The following is a 21,880-nucleotide window of genomic DNA, read 5'->3' as shown; positions in this document are numbered from 1 at the left end:
AATTTAAGTATGCCGCGTTACCGCGGCACTAATATTAAAATCTCTGATTAGCTAGTTGATGATTTTTTATTTTCACCAGCAGCATTAATGAATCCTTCAAATAATGCGTGACCATCTCGTGGTGTTGAAGTGAATTCCGGGTGGAATTGAGCAGCAACAAACCAAGGATGATTCGGATTCTCAACAATCTCTACTAATTTCTTATCTGCAGATAAACCTGTTACTTTTAGGCCTGCTTTTTCGATTTTAGGTAGAAGGTTGTTGTTAACTTCATAACGGTGACGATGACGTTCTTTAATCGTCGCACTACCGTACATTTCTCTTACTTTACTACCCGCTTTAAGATGACATAGTTGTGCACCTAGACGCATAGTACCACCCAGATCTGATGTATCTGTACGCTCTTCAACGTTACCTGATTCATCAATCCACTCTGTAATTAGACCAACTACAGGGAACTTCGTTTCTGGGTTGAATTCTGTTGAATGTGCGCCTTCTAGACCAGCAACATTACGTGCGAATTCGATTAACGCTACTTGCATACCTAAACAAATACCGAAGTAAGGTACCTTGTTCTCACGTGCAAATTTTGCTGCAAGGATTTTACCTTCAACGCCACGTTCACCGAAACCACCTGGTACCAAGATACCATCAACAGTTTTCAGAATATCTGTGCCTTTCGCTTCAAGATCTTGTGAATCAATATATTTGATTTTCACGCTGAAACGGTTTTTCAAACCACCATGTTTAAGTGCTTCATTTACTGATTTGTAAGCATCTGGTAGTTCGATGTATTTACCAACCATACCGATAACAAGTTCATCAGTTGGGTTAGCTTCTTCGAAAATTACCTGTTCCCACTCAGCTAGATCGGCTTCTGGTGCAGTTAAGCCAAAACGCTTAACAATTAGCTCGTCCAAACCTTGTGATTTTAATAGCGCAGGAATTTTATAAATACTGTCTACATCTTTCAGTGAGATAACGGCTTTTTCTTCTACGTTACAGAATAACGAGATTTTAGCGCGTTCGTTCGCTGGTACATTACGATCAGAACGACAAATTAGAATGTCAGGCTGAATACCAATTGAACGTAACTCTTTTACTGAGTGTTGTGTTGGTTTTGTTTTAACTTCACCAGCAGCACCTAAGAAAGGTACTAATGTTAAATGCATAAACATTGTGTGGTCACGACCTAGTTGCACGCCCATTTGGCGTAATGCTTCTAGGAAAGGTTGAGATTCGATATCACCTACCGTACCGCCCACTTCTACTACAGCAACATCAAAGCCTTCACTGCCCGCGATAACGCGTTCTTTGATCTCATTTGTAATGTGTGGGATAACCTGAATCGTTGCACCTAAGTAATCACCACGGCGCTCTTTAGCAAGCACTGATGAATACACTTTACCTGTTGTAAAGTTATTACGTTTAGTCATGTGAGTACGAATAAAGCGCTCATAGTGACCTAAATCTAGATCTGTCTCAGCACCATCGTCCGTTACGAATACTTCACCATGTTGAATAGGGCTCATTGTGCCCGGATCAATGTTAATGTAAGGGTCTAGTTTCATCATTGTGACTTTTAAGCCACGCGCTTCTAAAATAGCTGCTAATGATGCTGCCGCAATACCTTTACCTAATGAGGATACTACCCCACCAGTAACAAAAACGTACTTAGTTGTCATACATAACCTGAAGTTGTTAGGGATTAAATGTGTATTATTGAATATATACCAGAAGGGACGACATTATAAACAAATCCCCCTCATCCCACAATGTTGACAAGTATACCATTGCCGTTTTTCTATAACTGTGCGGTAGATCATATGTTGTAATTTTATTTCACTTTTTGCCAAAACGACTCCATTTCACTTATAGAACAGTCACTTAACTCCTTACCATTCTGTAATGCAAGTACTTCTACCTGCCTAAATCTTTTTTCAAACTTTTCATTTGCCTTACGGAGTGCTTGCTCAGGGTCTTGCTTTAAATGCCGTGTCACATTCACAACAGAGAACAGTAAATCACCGAGTTCCTCTTCAAGTTTTTCCATATCTACAATACTAGCATCCGCTTCTTCAACAACTTCATCAACCTCCTCATAAACCTTTGATAATGCTTGCTTATAATGTTCGAAATCAAACTTAACATCAGCAGCACGCTGTTGTATTTTTGCCGCTCGAACAAGGGCTGGTAATGCGTTTGGAATATTATCTAAAGCACTGTGATGAGTCGTTTTATCATGACTTTCTAAACGCTCTTTTGATTTTTGTTTTTGCCATGCATCAATAATTTCGGACTTAGACTGTAGTTTTATTTCACCAAAAACATGAGGGTGACGCTGGATTAATTTCTCAGCGAGTTGTTGAATTACATCATCAAAGCTAAATAAGGCTTGTTCTTGTCCTAACCGTGCGTAATAAAGAACATGGTAAAGTAAATCTCCCAACTCCCCTTCTAACCCTGAAGTATCATTATTCTCTATTGCATCAACAACTTCGTACGCTTCTTCTAGAGTAAATTTAGTGATCGATTTAAAATCCTGCTGCAAATGCCAAGGGCAGCCTGTATCTGGGTTACGTAATTGGTCAACCATATGACGTAAATCATTAATCGTGTACTTTTCTTTCAAAATAAGTCCTATTAATTCAATTTAACAATGTAATCCCGAGCTTCAGCCCCATTAAATTAAACGGGGCCATAAACTGAGACTAAATGATTTATCAGTGAGTATATAATGATATTCATTACGTTTGGAGGGGGCTAAATTAAAGGAGAGCAGTTTATAACACGCAGTAAATCATCTAGAAGATGACTCACCGCGCGTTCTCATAATTACGAAGCAGTTAAATATCTGTTTGAATCATCCTCACTTATCTGTTCAGGCTGCAAATATTTGTCTAAATCAATTTCATCGAGTTGCTCCGGCTTCAGGTATTCCTGCGCATATTTAACATGCGTACCACTTTGTAAAAATAGTTTAAATAACTCGATATCCAAATGTTGGTCCAAGGCCATCTTGTACATGATATCAACCGCGACACTGACAGGTTTTGCTTTCTTATAAGGACGGTCAGACGCAGTCAGAGCTTCAAAGATATCCGCGATCACTAAGATACGTTCTGGAATTGAAAGGTCTTCTCCTGTCAATTTACGTGGGTAACCCGTGCCTTTTAACGTTTCATGATGCGTTGAGGCATAGCGTGGAACCCGACTCAGTTCAGGTGGAAATGGGAGATTTTCTAACATTTTAATTGTACTGATCATATGCTCGTTAATCTTATACCTGTCTTCAGCCGTTAACGTACCGCGACTAATCGTTAGGTTGTACACCTCACCTAAATTATATTGATGCTCAGGCACATCCATCTTAATACCAAATTTAGGGTCAAACTCCACTTTTCTATCACGCTGAACAATATGTTCTGATTTGTCTGAAAGCAGTTTTTCAACCACAGGTAGAGCTGCATTTGACGACGTCTTTTTCACGAGTTCTTCAACTGAAGAAAGGCCCAAACTATCATCAAAGTGGCGTAACCATGTTTGCTCTGATAACACCTTCACACGGGCTTTTTTATCATCACTCATAAACTCACCGCCAACATTTGATGCCGCTATAAATGCGAAATCATCGGTCAGTTTTTGTTGCTTCTTCTTCAGTTCTATATCAATCACGAGTTGCTGTTCAGGTGTTGCTATTTGCTGCTTTAATGCTGCAATTTCAGCATCACGCCATAGCACTTCAAATCGCGTACGAACTTCGTGAATACGGTTATAATTTGCCTCTAACTTAGTGCCTTTATCAACGATATATTCAGGGGTCGTGATCTTGCCACAGTCATGTAACCAAGCCGCTATTCTAAATTCACGCTTTTCATCCGCATTGGCAAATTTAAAGTCTTTGAACGGTGCCGTGTCACATTGCTCTACGACATCCGCAAGCATCATGCCGATCTCAGGTACACGGTTACAATGGCCAGCCGTATATTTAGACTTATCATCAATCGCTTGTGCAATAAGTTTAATAAACGCTTCTAAGAATTCATCTTGTGCCGTTTCATATTGTTGTAAATCGTTCGCCATCGCGACCATGGCTTCAGATAATTCCCAAATTTCTTTGATTGGCGTATCCACAAGTTGCACATCATCATACTGTCGTTCTTGTACTTTCCTTGTTTCAAGGCGCAATTGTCGGATAGGCCTCACCACTGGAGAGCCAAATAACCAAGCTAACGGGAGCATTAATAAAATGAAAATGACTGTCACTAAAATAGATATTTTTATTCGTTCATTCACCTTTTTGTAAATCACTTTTTTGGGGATTACAACAGCGAAAAATTCTTCGGAATTAGCGCCCGCTTTAACTGGACTGATATAAACTAAACTTTCTTGTCCATTGATAGCACGCTCAATAATCTGATCATGATTGCCTTGCAATACCGTTAGCGATACTAAGTCTTGGTAAGGCACCATCATATTATCCCGTATCCCTTTTCCCCCTAACCATTTACTCGCCAATGCAGTTCGTTGCTCATCACTAATATTTGCAATTGCAGCATTAATAATAGGTATAAGATTATGCATCTCTGGTTTCAGTAAAATGTAAAACATCGAAGGAAGCAGCTCAGTGAGGTCAGCAATATTATCGTTCAGTTTAAGGTTTTTATAGAAGTATTGGGTAAGACCAGAAATGAGTACCGGCTTTAAATCAAGAAATGCATCAGTGCTCCCCTCCGAAACAGATTTAAATGCCGCATTTCGATCATCAAACTCAATCAGTTCAATAGTGGGGAAATTTTGACGTAACTTAGCAGCAATAGCCCAGCCCGATAGAATAGCCACTCTTTGCCCTGCTAGTTCGGCATAGTTTTCAACATCCGTACTACTTCTATGCCTCACTAAAGCAAAGTTAAAACCGTAAATAGGTTCGCTATAGATACCAGAGGGGTTATTACGCTGGACTTTCAATAATGAATGCAATCCATCAAGAGAGCCATTGTTATACTTATCAAGTAGCTCGAACCAAGAAAAGCCATTAATAAACTCAAAATCAATACCCGTCATTTCCTCTATCAATAATAATATATCGATGGCATAACCCTGTGGCTTTCCAGATACAGAAAAATCAATCGGCGCCCAGTCATTTTGATTTGAAATCTTTATTTTAGCGGCTGTATTAATCGCACGCTGCTGCAGTGCAGTTAATTCCAATATATTCGATTCTGGGATAGCAATATGCTTAGCAGCTTGAAGACTCGAAGATATAACCTCACCCGATTTTGTATATAGGTAAGATTCAATTTCACTTGTATCATCAAAATCGAATGAATTATTCGACAATTTTTCCGCAACAGACGACAGTACGATATCAATACCTAAAATACGACTGTGAGGTTGCTCTGAATTGTGGCTATGGCTATCTTTCAATTTAAGTGAGTAAGTTTGACCCGTTATTTTTAAATGCTGAAATAAGTAGGGTTTAGTTTTAAATACCGAATCTGTATTCGCGGCCTCATACCAAGGTCTTTCGGTTGGAAAGTAGTTACTTTTGGTCGTCTTTACCTCTCGTAATACAAACTCACTATCGTAATAATACGTTTCACGAATTCGCTTCAGCCGATCGCCTGTTATCTTAATAACAACCCAGCGGTCATTGCTACTTGCTGTGATCTTTTCCCGTACAATTGGCGAAGATTCGAGATTAATCACTTGATAAAAATCATCGTTATCTGAACCAATATAGATACTGTAAAACAATCTATTTTCGGTCATCACCTCGGCGAGAATATTACGTAAATCGGCCTCATTAGACTGAATATCAAAAATATGGCTAATGGAAACTAATAAGCGCGCAGTATTAGCAGCATCCCGCTCTAAGGTTTGCATATATTCAGATAACTCAGAAGAGGCGTTAGATAAACGTTGTACTGTGTGCTCTATCGCCATCTTTTTACTGAAGTGGTATTGCAGAGACACTGCGACTAATCCAGTAATGAGGGTCGCGACTATAAACATAGTGCCGACAGTAAAGCGAACTGAAAATGTCTTTCGTTTCATTAATATTCTTCCTTGAATTTAATTATGTCTTATCGGTCTAGTGCATAAAAAACCATGCTCTTTAACAAGCTACATCAAATAAACACAACACTTCGTTGCATTATAAAATATAGCAAATAAAGATGAAGAAATTTAGAGGTATATCAAATTAAATTATTGATAAAAGTTAACTGGGTAGTTAGGTATGAACGACTGGGTATTTATATATGCAGGATTGAAGTCAATGTTGTCTACAGGCTATTGGACTATTTTCAATAAAATAAAGGGAAGTAGATAGCTACTTCCCTTTCGGTTTTCTCACTGCACACCTTGAAATAGCTTGGCTATATAACAAAGCAGCGTTATCTCTTTATTTTAAACGCTTCGCATAGATCACGCCTTTCACTTGAGTCATGCGATTAATCAAGTGGCTGAGGGTATCAATATTATAAAGCTCAATATTGATTTCTAACGTGGCAGTTTGTAACTTCGGATCCGAACGCGTAATCATACCAACAACATGAATACGATCATTTGCAAAGATAGTGGTTAAATCGCGTAACAAGCCGCTGCGATCACTCGCATGTACAACCAATGTCACAACATAGCCACCGCTAAAATCACCACCCCATACCGCGTCAATAATGCGCTCTGGTTGACGATTACTTAAATCCGCATACTGTAAGCAGCCATTACGGTGAATCGAGATACCACGACCTTGAGTGATATAACCAACAATGTCATCTCCGGGAATTGGCTGACAACAATTGGCAATATGCGTCATCAGATTTCCCATACCTTCTACAACAATATGGTCTTTATTACGTTTTTTCTTCGTCTGGTTTTGTGATTTCTGTACTTGCTGATCAACCAACTCTAATGCGAGTTTGTCTTCTTCTTCCGCACTTGGCTGTAATAGCAATACTTTGATATGGTTAATAACTTGATTAAGACGTGCATCACCACTACCAACCTGCGCTAATAAATCATCCATTGTATTGGCATTAAAGCGCTCAAAGGCACAGCTTGCATCAGACAGGTGTAGTTTGAGCTTATGCAACTCACCTTCTAACATGTCTTTACCAGCAGCTACATTCTTGTCGCGATCAAGACGCTTAAAGTAAGTATTAATCTTGGCACGTGCGCGTGCAGACTTTACATAACCAAGGTTTGGTAATAGCCAGTCGCGACTTGGGTTCGGGTTTTTCTGAGTAATGATCTCAATCTGATCACCCGTTTGCAATTCGTAAGTAAACGGAACAATACGTCCACTGATCTTGGCACCAATACAGCGATGACCAACCATGCTATGCACATAGTAAGCAAAATCAAGCGGTGTTGAACCTTGTGGCATATCAACCACATCACCTTTTGGCGTAAACACATACACACGATCATCAAATACCTGACTGCGTAGCTCATCAACCAAGCTACCGCTTTCAGCCATGTCATCTTGCCATGCCAGTAGTTTACGTAGCCAAGCAATTTTCTCTTCGTAGCTACCTTTCTTGGTCGTATCTGCGCCTTCTTTGTAACGCCAATGTGCAGCAACACCTAACTCAGCGTCATCATGCATTTGTTTTGTACGGATCTGCACTTCAACGGCTTTATTTTCATCACCAACCGCAACAACAGTATGAATAGATTGATAACCATTGGCTTTTGGATTTGCCACGTAATCATCAAATTCACTTGGAATGGGACGGAATAAGTTATGAATAACACCTAAAGCAGCATAGCAATCTTGCAACTCTGCAGCGATCACACGTACTGCTCGTACATCATAAAGACCAGTGAAGTCTAAGTTCTTCTTCTGCATCTTTTTCCAGATGCTATAGATATGCTTAGGACGGCCATATACTTCAACACGACCACCAGCAGCTTCAACACCCGTTTTAACTTGCGATACAAAGCTATCAATAAACTCTTCACGGTCGATACGGCGTTCAAGTAATAACTTCGCAATTTGCTTATACGTATCTGGATGCGAATAACGGAATGATAAATCTTCCAGCTCCCACTTCAATTGACCAATACCTAAACGGTTGGCTAATGGGGAATAAATATCGGCAATTTCTTTTGCTGCTAATACGCGCTCTTCTTCAGAGGCATTTTTTACCTGACGAAGATGACAGATACGTTCAGCTAGCTTGATCACAATTGCACGTACATCATCAACGATCGCCATGAGCATACGGCGTAAATTATCGATTTGCGTTTCTGATGGTTTTTGTGATTTCGCTTGTAGCGTACGGATTGCATCCATTTCGACTACAGCAACTAATAGGGGTAATAACTTGCTACCAAATAACGTTTCAATTTCTTCGTTATCATATAATTTGGCATCGAAAAATGGATACAACAAAGCTACCTTTAAGGTCTCCATGTCCATATCCATCGTCATTAATATTTCGATCATTTCCACCCCGTAAGCCAATAACGGGTAACGGAGCTCAGCCTCATCCTCAAGGGATTCAGCTGCTTCTTTTAATGCTAATTGAGAATATAACTCAAATAATTCATCTTGCTCTGTCGAGGTGAGTGCTAGCGAAGACGTCCAGGTCTTCGCATCAAAGTCTTCCGGGTTGGTCAAATGAGAATCACGTACCGCAACCATGTCTTAATTCCTAACAAGATTAAACCAAAATACACACGTCTATCTCTAAACGCGTTCAAATAACGCCATTGACTCAACATGCCCCGTTTGTGGGAACATATCAATCATACCAAGGCGTGTTAATTTATAATGCTTTTCCATCAACAACTTCGAGTCTCGCGCTAATGTCGCTGGATTGCAAGATACATAGACAATTTTCTTCACTTTTAGTTTATGTAAATATTGCACAGTTTCTGCGGCACCCGCTCGAGCAGGATCTAATAATACTTTATCAAAACTGTTTTTTGCCCAAGGCAGTTTAGAAAAATCAGCTGATAAGTCCGCTTGGTAGAATTTAGCATTATCGACATTGTTCGCAGCTGCATTGACTTGTGCCTGTCGCACCATTTCATCAACGCCTTCAACACCAACAACAGAATGACATAAACGCGCAATAGGTAAGCTAAAGTTACCACCACCACAGAACAGGTCTAAGACCTTGTCTTCCGGAGTAAGTTCAAGCCAATTAATTGCTTGCTCTACCATCTGGTTGTTCACAATTGGATTAACTTGAATGAAATTACCCGGTGTAAAGCTTAACTTAAACTCGCCATCCGCTAACTGATACCATGCAGCGGGAGTGTCTGGAGTTAGCTTAAGTACCGACTCAGGCTCTGGCTGTAAATAAATACTTAACTGCTGTTCACTGGCGAATGCTTGTAATAGCGCCAGATCTTTATCGTTTAATGGTTTTAAAATACGGAACAAACAAATAATGCCAGAATCAACAGCAAACAATTCAATATGGCCTAAATCACGACGCACAGTAAGCGTAGCAAGTAATTGACGTAATGGCTGGATCAATGCAGATAAGGCTGGTTCTAATACGGGACATTCATTAATCGAAACCAATGATTTACTGTTACGCTCACGGAAGCCAAATGCCAATTTCTTTGCCTTACGATCAAACATCACACTTAAACGTGCGGTGCGACGGTATTGCCAAGGTTGTGACAAAATCGGTTCTGCAAACTCAATATCATCATTTTTACTGAAATTTTGTAATAAACTAAACAAGGCCGTTTGCTTATAATCGGCCTGATCGTCGCACGCTAATGTTTGTAAACTACAGCCGCCACACGTTGCATAATGTGGACATGCAGGCTCAATTCGCTGCTCTGATGGCGTTAATACTTTTCTTAAGGTTGCTTTCGCATATTGCTTTTTTTGCTCAATAATATTCACTGATACTCGCTCGCCAGGTAGTGCACCTGCAACAAATATCGCTTTGCCATCAAGACGACCCAAACCTAGACCTTGGTGATCTAGCTTTTCAATAGTGATCTCGACCGCTTTACTCGGAGTTTTTTGTACTTTTTTTGCTTTAAAAATTTGCGCCATATTGATATACAACTATTGCCTATGTCATCATTAGGGTATTATTCTAACCTGCTTTCCCGCTTTATACTTTAAATAACTTCTGCAGATGGCATTAAACCCGATACCAATAAGATGACTTTATGACTAAATACGGACTTCGTGCCAAAGTAATGTCGCTGACTATTTTCCCGACCATTTTGATCGGTACATTATTAGCCAGCTATTTCACCTTTAACCGCTATCAGCAGTTAGAGACAGTGCTTATTGAACAGGGCATCAATATTATTGAGCCACTGGCCATCGCAAGTGAGTACGGGATGTTGCAAAACAGCCGAGAATCACTTAAAAAACTCCTCGGTTTAACTCACCGTAAGTTTGCCCCCACGATTAAAAGTATTGCGATTTTTGATACCAATAATAAGCTTTTTGTCACCAGTAATTATCACCGTAATTTCTCTGTTCTAAAAAATCCCGATAAGAGCAAAATGCCGGAGACGACACAAGTCGAGGTACTGGATGATTATATTATTCTTCGCTCCCCTATTATTGCTGAAATCGATACCAATAATTTTCCGTTAAGCTTAGAAAACCCAGAACAAATACTCGGTTATTTATCGATTCAACTTATTCGAGATAAAGCCATATTACTGCAATATCGTGATACGACCGTTTCCGTATTCATTGTATTACTGGGCTTTTTTACCGCCCTTATCTTCTCGTGGCGATTAGTTAAAAACGTGACTCAGCCTATTACCGACATGGTTACTGTCGTGGATAGGATCAGAGAAGGTCGACTTGATGCCAGGGTAACTGGTGAGCATACCGGTGAATTAGCACTACTCAAGAATGGTATTAACTCCATGGCTAAGTCGTTGTCGGCTTATCATGAAGAGATGCAGCAGAATATTGATCAAGCAACATCTGATTTACGTGAAACCTTAGAGCAGATTGAAATTCAAAATATTGAATTGGATATGGCAAAGAAACGTGCACAGGCTGCTGCGCAAGTTAAGTCAGAGTTCTTGGCCAACATGAGTCATGAATTAAGAACCCCACTCAATGGTGTTATTGGTTTCTCTCGTCAGCTATTAAAAACATCATTAAGTCCAAATCAAACCGATTACTTGCAGACCATTGAAAAATCGGCGAAGAACTTACTCAGTATTATTAATGATATTCTCGATTTCTCTAAACTTGAAGCGGGTAAATTAACCCTAGAACAAATCCCTTTCAACTTACGAGATACCATTGAAGAAGCCGCCATATTACTTGCACCAACAGTGCATGATAAAGGTCTTGAGTTGTCGCTACACGTTGATAAAAATGTGCCTGACGGCATAATTGGTGATCCGTTCCGCTTCCAACAAGTGATCACTAACTTACTCGGTAATGCGATCAAGTTTACTGAAACAGGTAATATTGATATTCATATTGAATTGCTTGAATGGGCAGGTAATAGCGTCACTATCCAAACAAATATTCGCGATACCGGTATTGGTATTTCAGAGCAACAACAAGCGCAGCTATTTGAAGCCTTTAACCAAGCCGACACCAGTATTTCACGTCGCTATGGCGGTACAGGGTTAGGACTGGTGATCACACAACGCTTAGTTGAATTTATGGGTGGTGAAATATCATTGGACTCTGATTTAGGCCAAGGTTCTAATTTCAAATTTTCACTCAAATTCAATGTTACCTCAAATTCAGTGTCTGAACCGTTACCAGTCAGTGACTTTAAAGGTAAACAAGTATTACTCTACGAAGCTGATAACTACTCTGCACGCTCATTAATATCACTGCTTAATAGCTGGGATCTTGATGTACTCCATTGTGCGACAGAAGCAGAGTGGCAGCATTACATCAATCAGCCTTATCACTGTGTTGTGATTGCTCAGAATGATGAAACCAAGTTAACACCTATGTATAACAAGATGAGTCAGTGTCATGATCTGGATGCCGCAGTGGTGGTATTAATTAACTCTTCAGACCCTTGCTTACAAGAAGAAATTATTCGCGTAGGCGCAAGACACTGCCTGACTAAGCCATGTAATCATCGTAAACTAGTGAATGCATTAGCTTATTTAGACAAGCCAGCAGAGCAGCCAATACCACAGCTGAAAATAGAAAAACCAAAGGCCAAGGTTGATATCTCTATTTTAGCGGTTGATGATAACCCAGCAAATCTAAAATTAATTAGCGCGATGTTAGCGGATTCGGTCACTAAGATAGAAAGCTGTAGCAATGGCGCAGAGGCTGTTGCTAAAGCTAATCAGATGGACTTTGATATTATCTTTATGGATATTCAAATGCCCATTATGGATGGTATTAGCGCCTGTAAAGCCATTCGTTCCGGTTCGCGTAACCAGTCCACTCCAATAATTGCAGTTACGGCACATGCGATGAGTGGCGAGCGTGACCGTCTTCTGAGTAAAGGCATGGATGATTACTTAACCAAGCCGATTGATGAATCTATTCTTAAACGTACACTACAACAGTGGAGCAGTTCGTCACATGATCATAGTACAGTGCAAAATCATATTTTAGATTGGCCACTGACTCTACAACGTTCAATGGGTAAAGAAGACCTTGCCATGGATATGCTAGAGATGTTTATCAATAGCCTACCCGAGATAAGTGAGCACTTAGAGCAAGCGCTTGCACGTAGCTTATCACGTTCCGAGTTTAAGAAGATCATCCATAAATTCCATGGTGGTGCCGCATGTTGTGGCGTATTACCAATTCAGAATTTGGCGGATCAAATTGAGCGAGGATTACGTAAAGGCGCCGAAATTGAAGATGTTGAACCTGAAATTTTCGAGCTGCAAGAAGCCATTGAAACGGTAATAAAAGAAGCCCAACCTTATTTACCGAGCTAGGCTGTAGAAAGAAAAATTAAATCATGAAAAAAGGAGCCGCAAAGGCTCCTTTTTATTGGCTAATATAGCGTTTAGCTTAGCTGTTATTACGCGCTTCTTGCATAATAACCTGCATATCTTTTACCGCTTTACCAAGACCATCAAATGCTGCACGAGCAATGATTGAATGTCCGATATTTAACTCATAAATTTCTGGAATAGCCGCAATTGGTTGCACGTTATGGTAATGCAGACCGTGACCAGCATTCACCTTTAATCCCGCTTTATGCGCATAGCTAACGCCTGCAGAAATCTTTTTCAATTCCGCTTGTTGCTCTGATTCAGAGTCGGCATCTGCATAAGCGCCTGTATGCACTTCAATGTACGGAGCACCCGTTGCAACAGCAGCATCAATTTGTTCTTTATCTGCATCAATAAATAGTGATACTAAAATGCCAGCTTCGCTTAAACGAGTAACCGCTTTCGTGATCTTGTCTTGCTGACCAAGTACGTCTAGACCGCCTTCAGTCGTCAACTCTTCACGTTTTTCAGGCACTAAACAAACAAACTCAGGTTTGATCTCGCAAGCAATATCTAGCATTTCTGCCGTAACAGCCATTTCTAGATTCATGCGTGTTTGAATGGTTTCTTTTAACACTCGTACATCGCGATCAACAATGTGGCGACGGTCTTCACGTAAATGCACCGTAATACCATCTGCGCCGTTTAGTTCAGCTACTGATGCAGCATGTACAGGATCAGGGTAAGTCGTGCCTCGTGCTTGGCGTAGGGTTGCGATATGGTCAATGTTGACACCTAAAAAGATCTTATTCACGTTTCATTCCCTTATTGATAAATAGTTATCTACTTTATAGTGGCTATTAATAAACAGCTATCTGGTTCTTATCGCTTATTAATAAAAAGTTATCTGTTTTTCACAGGCTTATTAATAAACAGTTCTCTGCTTTTCAGCGGTTTATTGCCCAAGTAGGGTAACAAAATTTGACGACAAAAGCGTTTTGCAGCCGCTAAATTCTCTTGGTTAAATTGTCTTTGCTCGAATGCCAGCAAATCTTTTCCTAAAAATGAGCTACCCACAGCCACTTTATAAATCGATGGCACTATCCCAACATGTGGTACGTACTTATACATACGATCAGGAAAAACAGCATCCATGGTATCAGCACAATAGCTTAACGCACCAATGTTACCTAAACATTGCATTAAATTGAGTTCGAATTCACGCAATAAAGGTTCAAGGGGATCTCGTTTGGCTAACGCTAATAAAGCATGTTGGTAATGAGAGAATAGTTCGGGGTTTGCTTGTTCGCTGGCGAGTAAACGATAGAGCAATTCGTTTAAATAAAAACTGGCGTAGAGATGCTTACCTGAGAGCGGTAATGAATTAGATACCGCCTCGACCTGACGCATGGATTTTAATCCACCTTTGCCGGCATAGGCGATATTAAGTAAGGTAAACGGCTGTAATATTGCACTTTGACTGTTTTTACGCCCTCGCCCTGCTCGTCCCACTAACGAAATTTTACCATCGTTAATGGTAAAGAAGTCGATTAATAAACTCGACTCCTTAAAGGGACGACGGTGCAGTACAAAGGCGTTTTGTAAGTCCATGCAATAAAGCTATTTACACTTCATCTCCGTAACCTAAGCTACGAAGTGCACGTTCATCATCAGCCCAACCTGATTTCACTTTAACCCAACATTCTAGGAATACTTTATTATCAAACAAAGTTTCCATGTCACGTCGTGCTTCAGTACCAATCGTTTTTAGCTTCGAACCTTTATTACCAATAACCATACGTTTTTGGGTATCACGTTCAACTAAAATTAGCGCATTGATATGGAATGTGCCGTTTTCACTTACTTTAAACTGCTCGATCTCAACCGTAGTAGAGTAAGGCAATTCTTGACCAGTGAAACGCATTAGTTTTTCACGAATGATTTCAGATGCCATGAAACGTGAAGAACGATCCGTTACGTAATCTTCAGGGAAGTAAAAATCACCTTCTTGTAATTGCTTTGAACAAATACCACGTAGCATTTCTACATTGGTACCTTTCGTTGCAGAGATAGGGATGATTTCTGCGAAGTTAAACTTCTCAGCCAATACCTGTAGATGAGGCATTAATTCTTCCGCTTTATCTTTGATCGCATCGGTTTTATTAACAGCCAAATAAATTGGGCATTTAATATCACGTAGCTTGTTCAATACCATGTCGTCATCTTCGGTCCAACGTGTACCATCAACAACAAATACCACAGCATCAACATCAATATCTTTTAGTGAACTGCTTGCAGCACGGTTCATTAAACGGTTGATTGCACGTTTTTCATCAATGTGTAGACCTGGAGTATCAACAAACACAGTTTGACGATTTTCTTCAGTATCAATACCTAGAATACGGTGACGAGTCGTTTGTGGTTTACGCGAGGTAATACTTACCTTTTGTCCCAGAATGCGGTTTAGTAACGTTGATTTGCCTACGTTAGGACGGCCAACGATAGCAACAAAGCCGCTATAAGTCATATCACTCATTGTAATTGCTCCAATGCTTTTTGAGCTGCTTCTTGTTCTGCTTTACGACGACTAGTACCTTTACCTGTAACAGGTTGCTCTAGGCCTTCAATAACGCAATGAATAGTGAACTCTTGATTATGAGCTTCACCTTTAACTTCCACTACTTGATACAGTGGAAGAGCTTGCTTACGTCCTTGCAACCATTCTTGTAACTGTGTTTTTGCATCTTTCTGGCCAATGCCAGGTTTGATGTCTGCTAAACGTGTTGCATACCAAGCCAGTACGCGTTCACGTGTAGTCGTAATATCGCTATCAAGATACATAGCACCAATAAGCGCTTCAACAGTATCTGCTAAGATAGATTCACGACGGAAACCGCCGCTTTTTAATTCACCAGGACCTAAGATCAAACATTCACTTAGTTCAAACTCACGCGCAATTTCAGCTAAAGTAAGACCTTTAACTAGGGTTGCACGCATGCGGCTTAAATCGCCTTCTGGTACCTCAGGAAACTTATCAAATAATGCATCCGAGATAATAAAGCCAAGTACTGAATCACCAAGAAATTCAAGACGTTCATTATGCTTGAAGTATGCACTACGGTGCGTCAGTGCTTGTTGTAGCAAGCCATCATTTTTGTACTGATAGCCTAATACGTTTTGTAATCTTTCTAATAAAATTGTCATAATTATTTTAACTTGCCAATACGACTAAAGCGTATACCAGTTGGTATCCAACTCGGTAATAAAGAATCTTGGTCGCGTTCAAATTCGAAACTAGTCCAAATGAACACAGCCTTGCCGACTAAGTTTGCTTCTGGAACAAAACCCCAAAAACGGCTATCAGCACTATTATCTCGGTTATCACCCATCATGAAGTAATGACCGTCCGGTACAACCCATTCATATTGACGGGTTGGCGGATTATCTTGCTGATAAAAATCACGCGCTAAATCAGGGCGGCTAGGGTTAATTAAAATGTTATGTTTAACATCCCCAAGTTGCTCTGTATATTGCTGTAATTCAACCATTTGATCTTTAAACTTACCAATTTCTACTAAGTTAAGATCGAGTTTTTTAAACCCTGTGCAGTCTGTTCCAGAACATGCTTTTTGAACGAAAACCTGTTTTCCACGATAAGCGATACGATCACCCGGTAACCCGATTACACGTTTAATGTAATCAACGGTTGGCTGTGGTGGGTATTTAAATACTGCCACATCGCCACGCTCAGGCTTACCTGTTTCGATAAGTGTAGAACGTAATACCGGATCTTTAACGCCATAACTAAATTTTTCAACCAAGATGAAGTCACCAACTAATAATGTCGGCATCATCGAACCTGATGGAATTTGAAATGGTTCGTATAAAAATGAACGCAAAATCATTACCGCTGCAATCACAGGGAAGATCGATTTTGCATTTTCAACAACAAACGATTCTTGTCCTAATTTAGCAATTGCCTCAGCAGGTAATTCAGCTTGAGACTTAGCAAATGCGACTTTCTCGGCACGTGCTTTTTCCCAAACCAGTTTATCTAACGCCCAAATAATACCGCTAACAAACGTAACCAGTACCAATATCAATGAAAAATAGGTTGCCATTATTTATCTAGTCCTTTCCGATATGCAACACAGCTAAGAAGGCTTCTTGAGGAACCTCAACATTACCAACTTGCTTCATACGTTTCTTACCGTCTTTCTGTTTCTGTAGCAGTTTCTTCTTACGACTTACATCACCGCCATAACATTTTGCAATTACGTTTTTACGCATTTGCTTAACAGTACTACGAGCAATAACTTGTGAGCCGATAACCGCTTGAATCGCGATGTTGAACATTTGACGTGGAATTAAGTCTTTCATCTTTTCAACTAATAGACGCCCACGGTTCATCGAATTATCACGGTGTGTGATCATTGCTAATGCATCAACGCGGTCGCTATTAATTAATACGTCAACACGTACCATATCGGCAGGATTGAAGTATGCGAAAGAATAATCAAGTGACGCATAACCACGGCTTGTTGATTTCAAACGGTCAAAGAAGTCCATTACTACTTCACCCATTGGGATCTCGTAAGTTAATGCAACTTGCTTACCGTGATAATCCATCTTAGTTTGTACACCACGCTTATCAATACACAGGGTAATTACGTTACCTAGGTATTCTTGTGGCACTAGAATGTTACATTCTGCGATTGGTTCACGAATTTCTTCGATATCGTTTAACGCTGGTAATTTAGCTGGGCTATCAACGTAAACAATTTCACCTTTTTTGGTTTCAACTTCGTAAACAACCGTTGGTGCAGTCGTAATCAAATCAAGATCGTATTCACGTTCTAAACGCTCTTGAATGATTTCCATGTGTAGTAAACCTAAGAAACCACAACGGAAACCAAAACCAAGTGCTGTAGAGCTCTCTGGTTCATAGAATAACGACGCATCATTTAGACTTAGCTTACCAAGTGCATCACGGAACGCTTCATAGTCGTCAGAGCTAATTGGGAACATGCCCGCATAAACCTGAGGTTTAACTTTACTGAAACCTGGTACAGGTGCGTCAGCTGGGCGACGAGTATTTGTTAGCGTATCACCTACTGGTGCGCCTAAAATATCTTTAATACCACAGATAACGAAACCTACTTCACCGCAATGCAGTATGTTGGTATCAGTTTGTTTTGGTGTGAAGATACCCACTTTATCAACAAGATGAGATTCACCCGTTGACATAACAGTGATTTTATCGCCTTTGCGTAATACACCATTAGTAATACGTACCAAAGATACAACACCTTGGTAGTTATCAAACCATGAATCAATGATCAGAGCTTGTAGCGGTGCTTCTTCAGAACCTTCTGCTGGACATGGAATTTCTCTTACAATTGTTTCAAGTACGTCTTCGATACCTAAACCCGTTTTTGCAGAGCAACGTGTTGCTTCCATTGCATCGATACCGATGATATCTTCGATTTCTTCTGCTACGCGATCAGGATCGGCCGCAGGTAAATCGATTTTATTCAGGATTGGCACAACTTCCAGATCCATTTCCATCGCTGTATAACAGTTTGCTAGGGTCTGTGCTTCTACGCCTTGACCAGCGTCGACAACAAGTAAAGCACCCTCACAAGCTGCTAATGAGCGAGAAACCTCATAGCTGAAGTCCACGTGTCCTGGAGTATCAATAAAGTTAAGTTGGTAAGTTTCACCATCCTTTGCCTTATAGTTCAGTGTTACGCTTTGTGCTTTAATTGTAATGCCACGCTCGCGCTCAATATCCATTGAGTCAAGAACCTGTGCAGCCATTTCACGGTCGGATAAACCACCGCAATGCGAAATCAAACGATCAGATAAAGTTGATTTACCGTGATCGATATGAGCAATAATTGAAAAGTTACGAATGTGTTTCATGAGTTAGATAATATCCAATACTTAGTAGATATGACACGTAATGAGGCGGATTTTAACGGATTTACGGGATGACTGCTATCTTTCAATTGCTTTTAATCAACACGCCATTGCCCTATCACTTCCGATTGAGTCACTACACCTATCATTTTAGGTTTAAAATCAAACCGTTGATCGAATTTAGCGCTTAATTTACGGGTACAACTAAAACCAAGGCCTCCCCCGATAAAAGCGGCGAGAATAACCAAACCTTCACCTTCAAATTGTAAAGTTTGTGATAAATATTGACCAAGGCCAAGAGAGAGTAAAATTGTCGCTAATGGTAATAAATAAACCAACATTGCGCTGGTGACAAGGTTCTTCTCAGGTAAGCCAATTTCGATTTTATCACCGGTAACAACACCTGCTGTTTTAGTGACAGTGAAACTGTGTATTCGATGCGGGAATGCTTTAGCGACGGTACCCGTGCCACAGTTATCGCTGGCATGGCAATGGTTGCACGCGGACTGGCTTTCACATTGCACCGAAACTTGATCTCCAGTAACATTTTTAACAACCGCTGTTTCAATAATCATATCGGTGAAACCTTGTTTAAAACAATCGTGACTGATTTAAAAATACGCGTATGTATTCTTAAACCCAGTCACGATTATTAGCATAAATTAGTTATCAAGATTTCGAACGACGGAGTCCGCTATTTTTTTAGCTGTCATACTCGGTACTTCTCCGACAACGACAATCTCAATATCATCAGTGATCTTAGATTGTAAACTAATTTGCCCTGATACACCTAATCCTTGACTTAAACTACCTGCTTTCGCATTGGTGTTGATGTAAATTGAAATATCAACAAGCCCATCGGAAAACTGCATATAATCAATAGTCTGATTAATACCTGCTATCTGATGTTTATTACTCACAATCAATTTAAATCCATTCGGTATCCAAGCTGCTTTCCATTCCGATTTAGTCGGTTCAGGCATTAAGGCTTGTGTTTGCATTGCAGATAAAACAGGGGGTAATTTCACTGCATTTAACTGCTCTAACCACGGTGTTACATCTGGAAATTGATATAACGAAATGGCCATCACTTGGAATACGACTTCGCCACTGTCTTTGATCATATCAATACGTAGCGGTAAATTGGTTGTTAAATCTACCCAAATTAAATAACCAAAACGGTATTTATCATTCGGCACCACACGAACAACTTGGCTTAAGCGCCCTGTCACACGTGATTTACCACCGACATAGATCGCTTGGTATAAACTCTCATCAAGCGTTAATTCTGTCGCCATTAAATTAAATAATAGCCCAGGAATCGCCGTTGATGATAATGAGTAACCAGCTTGTTCGGCTTCAAAAAAGCTCGTGATGTTGCCACGGCGTAAATATTCTCGTGGATTACCATTTAATGACAATAAGTGTCCGACAGACACGCCATCAATTAACCCATGGCTGTAACGCATAGGGGTAATTCTTCCACGTTCAATTTCGACATAAGAAAGATCATAATTTAACTGCTTAAAAGCCGCTTTCATATTATCTAACAATGCGTCAGCAGATAATTGCTGTTCCGCTGGAACATTGTGCTTAGCCACACTGTTATCGTCATTATCATTGGCTGGAGCGACTGCACTCCAAACCATTGGCGTAAAAAATGAAGACAACAATATCCACACACCAACACTTTTTTTGAACATTACTGGCTCACTATATTATTGCTGGATGCGTTTTTGTAATTGATGATCAAGTACAAACGCATTAATACGACGTACTTGTTCTACTTTTTCTTCATCGGTAAATTCAGGCTGCACTTGACGTGAATCAGGTGATTCAACACTAAAACTTACTGGCGATGCAACACCTGCAAATGGCATTACGTTTAGCGCAGGTTCAAGCCCAGTGATCGGTGCTTCAGTATTACTGTATTGCACACCTGTAATAACCATTAGCGCGACCGATGCTGCAATGGCAAATTGACCACCGGTTTTCAACCAAGGCTGTATTACTTTTTGATAAAAAGAGCTGTCGTTAGCACTTTCTTTCGGCATAGTAAGTACCGGTTCTTGTGCAATGGCGTCAGTGATGGCACGGGTTAGATCTAAATTAACCGTTGCAGGTGTTTCTCCACGCATCACATCACCAATGAGATGGTAATGTTGCCAACTTGAAGAAAGTGCCTTATCTTTACCCAATTCATCGAGTAGTGCTACATCAATATTTTCATTGTCTACTATGGAGGATAAACGTTCTTTTTCTATCATAATAAATACCTAAATTTACTCGTCCGTAATCTGTGTTTAACTTACTGTTGAAGTAAGGGTTTCAATTTCACTTCAATCGCTTCACGCGCTCGAAAGATACGTGAGCGAACAGTACCCACTGGGCAGCCCATGACAATACTAATATCGTCATAACTCATGCCTTCCATTTCACGTAGTGTTATCGCGGTACGTAACTCATCTGGTAACCCATCAATAACTGAAAAAATAACTGCTTTCATTTCTTCCGCTAAAATAACGCGTTCGGGTGTTGATGATTCACGCATTCCATCATTGCCTTCATAGAACTCCGCATCTGCCGCGTCAATATCATTCGCAGGTGGTCGTCTACTTTGTGCAATTAAATAATTCTTAGCTGTATTACTGGCAATACGATATAGCCAGGTATAAAACGCACTGTCGCCCCTAAAGTTAGGTAAGGCACGATAGGCTTTAATGAACACTTCCTGAGTCACATCCGCAACGTCACCGCTGGCTGAAACATAACGTGAGATCAGGTTCGCAACTTTTTGTTGGTATTTAGTCACCAATAAATTAAATGCGGCCTTGTCACCGCCTTGAACTCGCTCAACTAATTGCAAGTCCGTTTCTTTTGCACTCATTAGTAACTCATAACCTCTTATTATTCTGATGACACTAGTATTACTAATGCGTAATTTTCAGACTGCGTTATATAAATAAAGTTCGTTTTAACACCAAATAAAGTTAGTCATCGCGCTAAATAAATCAAAATAAGGCTAAATAAATCAAAATACCTTTTTATTGCCCGAGATTTAAAGCTTATA

The 21,880-nt window shown here is 40.1% G+C and carries 16 protein-coding genes; 1 reads left to right on the top strand and 15 read right to left on the bottom strand.

The features are described 5' to 3' along the window. Positions 1-47 precede the first annotated feature (47 nt). The 5 genes from HWV00_RS02430 to rlmD all read right to left on the bottom strand — a co-directional run bounded on the left by HWV00_RS02430 (position 48) and on the right by rlmD (position 10,033). A complete protein-coding gene (locus HWV00_RS02430) occupies positions 48-1,685 on the bottom strand; it encodes a CTP synthase (protein WP_211684543.1) in 1,638 nt (545 codons plus the stop codon). 152 nt (positions 1,686-1,837) lie between these two features. Continuing rightward, positions 1,838-2,632, bottom strand: coding sequence for a nucleoside triphosphate pyrophosphohydrolase (mazG, locus tag HWV00_RS02425; protein ID WP_211684542.1), 795 nt, complete (start codon positions 2,630-2,632; stop codon positions 1,838-1,840). A 203-nt stretch (positions 2,633-2,835) separates the two neighbouring features. Further along, on the bottom strand, positions 2,836-6,057 hold the full coding sequence (locus HWV00_RS02420; RefSeq protein WP_211684541.1) for an HD domain-containing phosphohydrolase: 3,222 nt from the start codon (positions 6,055-6,057) through the stop codon (positions 2,836-2,838). Between the two features lie 349 nt (positions 6,058-6,406). After that, positions 6,407-8,653: a GTP diphosphokinase gene (relA, locus tag HWV00_RS02415; RefSeq protein ID WP_211684540.1), complete on the bottom strand. Its 2,247-nt coding sequence runs from the start codon at positions 8,651-8,653 to the stop codon at positions 6,407-6,409. Between the two features lie 45 nt (positions 8,654-8,698). Beyond that, positions 8,699-10,033 carry a 23S rRNA (uracil(1939)-C(5))-methyltransferase RlmD gene (gene rlmD, locus HWV00_RS02410; protein ID WP_211684539.1) on the bottom strand — a complete coding sequence of 445 codons (1,335 nt, stop codon included), beginning with the start codon at positions 10,031-10,033 and terminating at the stop codon, positions 8,699-8,701. 119 nt (positions 10,034-10,152) lie between these two features. Here rlmD and barA point away from each other — a divergent pair, with 119 nt between their 5' ends. After that, positions 10,153-12,888 (top strand): two-component sensor histidine kinase BarA, encoded by a 2,736-nt coding sequence (gene barA, locus HWV00_RS02405; RefSeq protein WP_211684538.1) that lies wholly within the window; start codon positions 10,153-10,155, stop codon positions 12,886-12,888. A gap of 76 nt (positions 12,889-12,964) precedes the next feature. Here barA and pdxJ read toward each other — a convergent pair whose 3' ends face one another. The 10 genes from pdxJ to rpoE all read right to left on the bottom strand — a co-directional run bounded on the left by pdxJ (position 12,965) and on the right by rpoE (position 21,697). Next, complete coding sequence (gene pdxJ / locus HWV00_RS02400; protein ID WP_211684537.1) at positions 12,965-13,702, bottom strand: pyridoxine 5'-phosphate synthase; 738 nt, start codon at positions 13,700-13,702, stop codon at positions 12,965-12,967. 89 nt (positions 13,703-13,791) lie between these two features. Then, complete coding sequence (recO, locus tag HWV00_RS02395) at positions 13,792-14,499, bottom strand: DNA repair protein RecO (protein ID WP_211684536.1); 708 nt, start codon at positions 14,497-14,499, stop codon at positions 13,792-13,794. Positions 14,500-14,512: 13 nt separating this feature from the next. Then, positions 14,513-15,424 carry a GTPase Era gene (gene era / locus HWV00_RS02390; RefSeq protein ID WP_211684535.1) on the bottom strand — a complete coding sequence of 304 codons (912 nt, stop codon included), beginning with the start codon at positions 15,422-15,424 and terminating at the stop codon, positions 14,513-14,515. Further along, complete coding sequence (rnc, locus tag HWV00_RS02385; protein ID WP_211684534.1) at positions 15,421-16,092, bottom strand: ribonuclease III; 672 nt, start codon at positions 16,090-16,092, stop codon at positions 15,421-15,423. Before rnc ends, era begins: the two co-directional genes overlap by 4 nt. A 2-nt stretch (positions 16,093-16,094) precedes the next feature. Next, a complete protein-coding gene (gene lepB, locus HWV00_RS02380; RefSeq protein ID WP_211684533.1) occupies positions 16,095-17,009 on the bottom strand; it encodes a signal peptidase I in 915 nt (304 codons plus the stop codon). Between the two features lie 7 nt (positions 17,010-17,016). Continuing rightward, a complete protein-coding gene (gene lepA, locus HWV00_RS02375; RefSeq protein WP_211684532.1) occupies positions 17,017-18,813 on the bottom strand; it encodes a translation elongation factor 4 in 1,797 nt (598 codons plus the stop codon). Positions 18,814-18,905: 92 nt separating this feature from the next. Beyond that, the gene (locus HWV00_RS02370) at positions 18,906-19,385 is read right to left on the bottom strand and encodes a SoxR reducing system RseC family protein (protein WP_211684531.1); all 480 of its coding nucleotides are present in this window, start codon (positions 19,383-19,385) and stop codon (positions 18,906-18,908) included. Positions 19,386-19,472: 87 nt separating this feature from the next. Beyond that, positions 19,473-20,513 (bottom strand): MucB/RseB C-terminal domain-containing protein, encoded by a 1,041-nt coding sequence (locus HWV00_RS02365; protein WP_211684530.1) that lies wholly within the window; start codon positions 20,511-20,513, stop codon positions 19,473-19,475. 15 nt (positions 20,514-20,528) lie between these two features. Further along, complete coding sequence (locus HWV00_RS02360) at positions 20,529-21,077, bottom strand: sigma-E factor negative regulatory protein (RefSeq protein ID WP_211684529.1); 549 nt, start codon at positions 21,075-21,077, stop codon at positions 20,529-20,531. A 41-nt stretch (positions 21,078-21,118) separates the two neighbouring features. Further along, positions 21,119-21,697 (bottom strand): RNA polymerase sigma factor RpoE, encoded by a 579-nt coding sequence (gene rpoE / locus HWV00_RS02355; protein ID WP_211684528.1) that lies wholly within the window; start codon positions 21,695-21,697, stop codon positions 21,119-21,121. Between the last annotated feature and the right edge of the window lie 183 nt (positions 21,698-21,880).

Origin of the sequence: Moritella sp. 24, assembly GCF_018219155.1 — a bacterium.
Taxonomy (GTDB): domain Bacteria; phylum Pseudomonadota; class Gammaproteobacteria; order Enterobacterales; family Moritellaceae; genus Moritella.
The sequence above is the reverse complement of the archived record's forward strand: the minus strand, read 5'-3'. Positions and strand labels throughout refer to the sequence as shown.